This is a genomic window from Bradyrhizobium sp. Tv2a-2, from assembly GCF_000472425.1.
GTDB lineage: Bacteria > Pseudomonadota > Alphaproteobacteria > Rhizobiales > Xanthobacteraceae > Bradyrhizobium.
Window position 1 is genome coordinate 1 of the sequence record NZ_AXAI01000066.1, and the last position, 6,156, is coordinate 6,156.

At 57.8% G+C, this 6,156-nt stretch carries 5 protein-coding genes and 2 pseudogenes; 5 read left to right on the plus strand and 2 right to left on the minus strand.

Going from position 1 to position 6,156, the window contains the following annotated elements; translation table 11 throughout:
- On the plus strand, positions 1 to 265 hold a 265-nt coding region (locus tag A3AI_RS0141485; protein WP_024521083.1), incomplete at its 5' end, for an integrase core domain-containing protein.
- A gap of 311 nt (positions 266 to 576) precedes the next feature.
- Here A3AI_RS0141485 and A3AI_RS48605 read toward each other — a convergent pair.
- Positions 577 to 780: a hypothetical protein gene (locus tag A3AI_RS48605; protein WP_156928184.1), complete on the minus strand. Its 204-nt coding sequence runs from the start codon at positions 778 to 780 to the stop codon at positions 577 to 579.
- A 1,013-nt stretch (positions 781 to 1,793) separates the two neighbouring features.
- Between A3AI_RS48605 and A3AI_RS0141495 the strand changes: the two genes are divergently transcribed.
- On the plus strand, positions 1,794 to 2,171 hold the full coding sequence (locus A3AI_RS0141495) for a hypothetical protein (protein WP_156928185.1): 378 nt from the start codon (positions 1,794 to 1,796) through the stop codon (positions 2,169 to 2,171).
- A gap of 32 nt (positions 2,172 to 2,203) precedes the next feature.
- On the opposite strand, the gene A3AI_RS0141500 is transcribed toward A3AI_RS0141495, so the two are convergent.
- On the minus strand, positions 2,204 to 2,530 hold the full coding sequence (locus A3AI_RS0141500; protein WP_024521086.1) for an H-NS histone family protein: 327 nt from the start codon (positions 2,528 to 2,530) through the stop codon (positions 2,204 to 2,206).
- Between the two features lie 586 nt (positions 2,531 to 3,116).
- Here A3AI_RS0141500 and A3AI_RS47110 point away from each other — a divergent pair.
- From A3AI_RS47110 to ltrA, 3 genes and pseudogenes are all read left to right on the plus strand, one after another.
- Positions 3,117 to 3,851, plus strand: a pseudogene (locus A3AI_RS47110) (helicase-related protein); the annotation flags it as partial.
- Positions 3,852 to 4,022: 171 nt separating this feature from the next.
- Positions 4,023 to 4,289: pseudogene (locus A3AI_RS44900) on the plus strand (transposase); the annotation flags it as partial.
- Positions 4,290 to 4,824: 535 nt separating this feature from the next.
- A complete protein-coding gene (ltrA, locus tag A3AI_RS0141530; protein WP_024520505.1) occupies positions 4,825 to 6,072 on the plus strand; it encodes a group II intron reverse transcriptase/maturase in 1,248 nt (415 codons plus the stop codon).
- Positions 6,073 to 6,156 lie beyond the last annotated feature (84 nt).

Genomic DNA, 6,156 nt, shown 5'->3' on the forward strand with positions numbered 1-6,156 from the left:
CAAGATCAAGCATCCCTGGACCAATGGCCAGGTCGAGCGCATGAACCGCACGATCAAGGAAGCGACCGTCCAACGCTACCACTACGATCGACACGATCAGCTCCAAGCTCACCTTGCCGACTTCATCAACGCCTACAACTACGCTCGGCGGCNGAAGACCCTGAAGGGCCTCACGCCTTACGAATACATCTGCAAATGCTGGACTTCCCAGCCAGAACGATTCAAACTCAATCCGCTCCAGCAAATGCCGGGACTAAACACCTAGACCTGCAATGATGAAAAAGATCGTCAGTTAGGTCCAATAAGTCGATTGCGGCCCAGGAGGAACTCACGGGCGTCGATATTAGCGAGAGGGCCTCAGCAAATATCGCCCCCGGTCGCGCTGAGGCGAGCAGGCCCGCGACGCGGCGGAGCAATCAGCTCGGGGAATGGCTCGGACCGAATCTGTCACCGCCGCATGCTCTCGAATACATCACCACCACACCGATTGCTGGACTCTTTGAGCTCGGTGAGACGGCTTGGCACGAGATAGCCTTCCGCATCGCCGTCTTATCGCTCGCCAGGATTACGCGTCAATCACCGCAGGCCGCAGGTCAGGCTGCAAAGCGAGACTGCCGGTCCGCCGGTGGGCTTTTTCTTTGGGCCGATTTCTGTCACCATCCCATTCATAAGCGAGCGACAGGCAGAAGCGACGTGCCAACGGCTATTGACCAGATCGTCAACGTTTTCGTTTCCATGAGAAACCGCCTGCGGCTCGAAGATATGAAGCTGCAGCGCCAACGCGCCATGCTCGAGCTCCAAGGCCAGTCGGGAGTGAGCGTTCCTATTCGACAGCTCGAGCACGAGATCGCGGTAATCGATGCCGGGCTGCAGAAACTGCCACCTGATTGAGAAGGTTGACGCCTAAGATCAAACGCGAGTTGCGCAGGCGCTCAGCCATCGAGCCGGATATCGGTACCCCTCAAGTCCGAGCATCGGGTGTCGTCCAGCACCTTGCGCAACACGGGGGGAATGTCGGCCTGTCTTGACGACGGCCTCGCGGATCGCGACATTTGGCAGGGAATGGGCCGCAATTACCTCTGGCCCGCCAAGGCGACGCGACCAATGCCGTCATCGTCCTCGTTTGGCTGACGAACTGGTCCCGCTAGCAATCCGTAGCGAGGCCCAAGGCCGAACTCCACCTTTCGGCGGTGGCTCCGAATAAACGGCAGTCAAAAGCTTCGATCTCGCCGCGCGAGCAACGTGCTCCGTTAGATCATAGACCGCATTGCACTGACATTTGCGCCATAAATGGGTAGTGCCCCAACGATCAAAGGTGACTACTTCTGTCTAACTTCTTCTTTCCGCTCTGCCTTGGCGACTTGATTGCCGGCTGAGATTTCCGTCTGAACCTCCTGCGCTTCTCTGGGTCCGTGAAGACGTGATAGTCACCACAAATCCCGCCCCGTGTGTCATATCCGCAACCCGCTCTGGGTAAGGACCCTGCGATCGTCTTTGGCGATGCGGTCTTACATATTTGCGAACATAAACTTCGTCCTTATCAGAACAATAAAACGTCGAGCGCCCAACAACGCCCGCGTTCGGTTTTTGCGCCGCGATGAAATCTAAACACGCGCGGGGCGAGCCGCCAGACAACGGCGATCGAACAGTTGGTACGTTTCGGACGGAGGTGATGGACAATCGTCGCAGCCACTTCCGGACGGCGCATTTCGAATGCGTGGCGAATACCAAACCTTCCGATCCATTCCGCTGCGATTACCAATCCCTTTGGTCCGACCCGAGCGCTGTTTTCGGTGTCCGAATCTCCTTCAACCCACACGGAGGAGACTAAGATCAAAGTCATCACCGGCGGAATTTGCCGCGGAGCATTGGTTGCATTTGTTCGTCGAGGATGGCGTTGCCGTCTCAAGATCGAAATCTTCAAGCCGACCGCAGACTTCAAGCCCGCCAAGGCGTTCAAGACCCCGCTCAAGTGGACCGATCTTGCTGGCGGTGAGCAGAGCAAGCTTCTTGTGACCGCGCCCGAGATCGTCATTGCCGCACTCCTCAAAGCCAAGGTCGAAGCCTCCTCAACGCAGGCAAAACGGCCCGCGCGCAGGCCTGCCAGTGGGGGCTTGTCCAACGTCGGTCGCGGCATTCACCGCGACCAGCAGGGTGCGGCCACTTTCTGATCTTCGCGCAAGTTGCGCGATCGCACGAGGGGTTACTTGGCTGCGGAGCCCGAAATCAACAAGTCGTCCAGCTTCTTGCCGGACCGCAGTTGCGCCCGAAGCCAACGCGGTTCCTTCCCACGGCCAGCCCAGGTTTGGTCCGGATTGTTGGGATTGCGATACTTCGGAAGGACCTTGGGATACGGTCGGCGCGGGCGGTCATGCGCCTCCGCCGTAAGAACCGGAACGGAGATCCTTCTTAGACGATCGTCCAGTCTTGCTTTCTCCGCGCCTATTTTGCACGTGAGCTCCTTAACCACCTGCTCGTAAACCTTCCACAGTTCATCGGTAGACATTGTCTTCAGATCGCGGTTCTTCATTCTCTCCACTCTGGCTTATCCGCGGCCTGCCCTGAGTTAGAGAACTACGGTCTTTACTGAAAAGTGCAAGAATAAAAATCGGTGTCCAAAAATCAAAATGAGACGACCAGGGTCATCGTACGACACGAACAAATCTCTAACTAACATTGCGCGGCGGACTAACAACAAGCTCTTTCGTTGCGTTTGTCGGAGCGAGGCCCCAATTTTGCCAAATGTGCTTGCGTGAGGTGAGCGCAGTCTCGTCTCAGCGGGTTTGGTTAATATTGTCTTCGACGAATCATGGGCGTGTTTTCAGTTTGAGAGTTGGGGGCGGACACCGACATCATCCGGATGAAAATCGAGCGCGTGCGCTCGCAGGTCGGAAGGCAGCTCAGGTATATCGACAGCTTCGGCCGAGGCGTTGCTCCAGGGGATGCAGGCTAGGATTGAATTCTCTGCGCGCAATGCGGCTCTCTGAAGAGAGCTCAGCCTCAGCCTGGATCCAGAAAGGGCAAGGTCCTCGGGTGCCGGCGTTGGTTGGTGCGCAGGCTTGAGCAAGCCGAGCTTCTTCAATCGCGCAGTCTGCGCTAGACCATCACGCGGCGACCGCATTCAGGACCTGGACCCGATGTTGCAACGGGTCCGGTCGGCGACTCCGGATCTCCGCATCATCTGTCTTCACGGCAAGTTGCCCGTCGATGAGATCGACGACCGAATGATGAGCTTCGTGAAGGCGAGGCGGACGTTCTCTTGGCGACCAATATTGTGGAGACCGGCCTCAGTATTCCCCGGGCGGACACCATCGTCGTCTGCTGGCCCGAAAAGTTCGGTCTGGCGCAGCTTCATCAGCTACGGGGGCGAGTAGGACGAGGCGGAACTCATGCGTTCGCTTATCTGCTTGCCGAAAAGCGTCTGGCCGTTCTGGAGAGGTTCAGCAGACCCGCGGCCTCGCTGTCAGCGAGCGAGATCTCGATCTCAGAGGAGCCCGAGACCTCTTCCGGAGTGGCAGTCCGGCCGTGTGCAGGTGTTCGGACCGGTGTTGTACAGTCATCTTCTGAAATTAGCCTCGGAAAAGACCAGCGACAGAGCAGCCGACCTCTGGGTGCCCGATCTGAATCTGCCCCTCGCCGATATGCTGCCCACTAACTACGTACAGTCGGAAGCGGTGCGGCTCGAAATCTATGGTCGCGCCGCCAGGTGTTGGAGCGAAGACGACCTGGAGGATTTGGAAGAGGAGGCTGCGCGCCGGTTAGGCAAATTGCCGCCGGCAGCCTGCGACTTCTTTGGCGCAGCAAGGCTCAGGATTGAGTGCAGGCGAAGAGGGATCGTAAGACTAGATGTGTCGTCCGTGAAGAATGCAGATCGGGCTGGGGAATAAGCGGAATCGGTCTTGATATAGTATTTGATTTTGCAGGAAAGCTGGGCGTCAGACCTCGTTTTCCTGCGTTTTGGTATTTTGGTTTTTAGCGATTCGTGATTCCCTGACGGCGGGTCATCGACATTGGGGAAGGCGATGAGCAAACCGCGGGATGGTCGCCAGAAAGACCTGTTGCTTCCGGCGCTCGAGCAAATCATCGATATGGGCCATCCGCTGGTGCGGTTGGCGGCGCTGATCGACTGGAACGTCCTGGATGAGCGCTTCAGCTCGGTGTGCCAGGCAGGATCGGGGCAACCTGGCCTTCCGACGCGACTTGTAGCCGGCCTGTTCATTTTGAAGCATATGCACAACCTGTCAGATGAGGTGTTGTGCGCCCGCTGGATCGAGAACCCCTATTACCGTGTGCCTCGTAGCCGGTGCGTATCTGCCGGCAGAACTGTGTTGAAGATGGGAGTTGGCCTCCCGGAGCCGGCCTGCAGGGGCAGGCTTCAAACCACTCCAGGCTGCTGCGTTTAAGAGACGTGGTGGTGAGCGCTGGGGGAAAAGGCGGCGGGCTACGCCGTCAGGTGAGTGATGAGAAGATGAGCGCAAGCGAACGGCCGATGACGCATCGAAATGGGTCCAGACGCTGTCAAAACGAGCATCGTGGTAATGATGCTGGGAAGAGTGTGGGCGATACCTGCTTACGGTCCACGCGGCAGCCGGTGTATAGGTGGCATGATCTCATCACAGGCTTCAATCCGGAACGAGGGAACCTGGCTCGGGGTGTTAAGGGAAATCCGCAAGTGGCGCACACCACGAGGGAGAATACCAAAACCCGAGACAGGGGCGGAGCAGCCTGTAGTAGCGCTGAAGTGGCTGTAATGGCCATGGAGCGAAGGGGCTGCGTTATCCTGTCCGACATCGGACGCCAACCGGCTTTGTCGGGAGGAGCGTCATGACGCCGGACAAACCGTTGCCGATCACCAAACGTATGGTCTGGGAGGCCTACCAGCTGGTGGCAGGGAATGGAAAGGCGGCGGGCGTCGATGGCCAGAGCCTGGACGAATTCGCGCAGGACCTTGGGAATAACCTCTACAAGCTCTGGAATCGCATGGCGTCGGGAAGCTATCTCCCGCCTGCGGTCAAGCGCGTGGAGATTCCCAAAGCCAATGGCGGCATCCGCCCATTGGGCATTCCGACGGTCGCGGACCGCGTCGCACAGATGGTGGTCAAGCAGTATCTGGAACCGGGGTTGGATCGAGTGTTTGATCCTGACTCCTATGGCTATCGGCCGAGAAAATCAGCGCATCAGGCGATCGAGCAAACGCGCAAGCGATGCTGGGACTATGACTGGGTTTTGGACCTCGACATCAAAGGCTTTTTCGACACGATCGATCATGCCCTTTTGGTGAGAGCGCTTCGGAAGCACTGTCAGGAGCCCTGGGTTTTGCTCTACGTCGAACGATGGCTGAAGGCTCCGGTAGAGATGCCAGATGGGACCATCCAGAAACGGGAAGCCGGAACACCGCAAGGTGGAGTGGTAAGCCCGCTGCTGGCGAATCTTTTTCTGCATTATAGCTTCGATACGTGGATGCGTCGGACGTTTCCGCGCATTCCGTTCGAGCGCTATGCCGATGATGCAATCTGCCATTGCCGGACACGGCAAGAGGCGGAGCATCTGAAGGCGGTTTTGGAGAAAAGGTTGGCCGACTGTCATCTGACGCTGCACCCGCAAAAGACCCAAGTGGTTTACTGCAAGGACAGCAATCGACGCGGGACACATCCGCAAGTCCAGTTCACCTTCCTTGGCTTCACCTTCCGACCCCGTATGGCGAAGAACCGTTGGGGAAAGCTCTTCACGTGCTTCCTTCCCGCAGCTGGCCCGCAGGCGCTCAAACGCATGCGGGAGCGGATAAGGAGCTGGCGCCTGCCACAGCATGCGCCGCTTCCGTTGGCTGACATAGCCCGAATACTCAATCCGACCCTTCAAGGGTGGTGGCAGTATTATGGGCGTTTCTATCCAACGGAAATGTGGAAGCTGTTCACGTACTTTGATGAACGTCTCGGAGCCTGGCTCCGGCGGAAGTACAAGTCGCTCAAAAGGCACCGAGGACGGAGCTTGCGGCGACTGAACAGTATTGCGAAGCGCTATCCCTCTTTCTTCGTCCACTGGGCGCGCCTTGGCCACGCAACGGTTGGGTGACAAGAGCCGGATGATGCGAGAGTATCATGTCCGATTCTGTGAGGGGCTGAGGGTGAAACTCCCTCGGCCCACTCGACAATACTT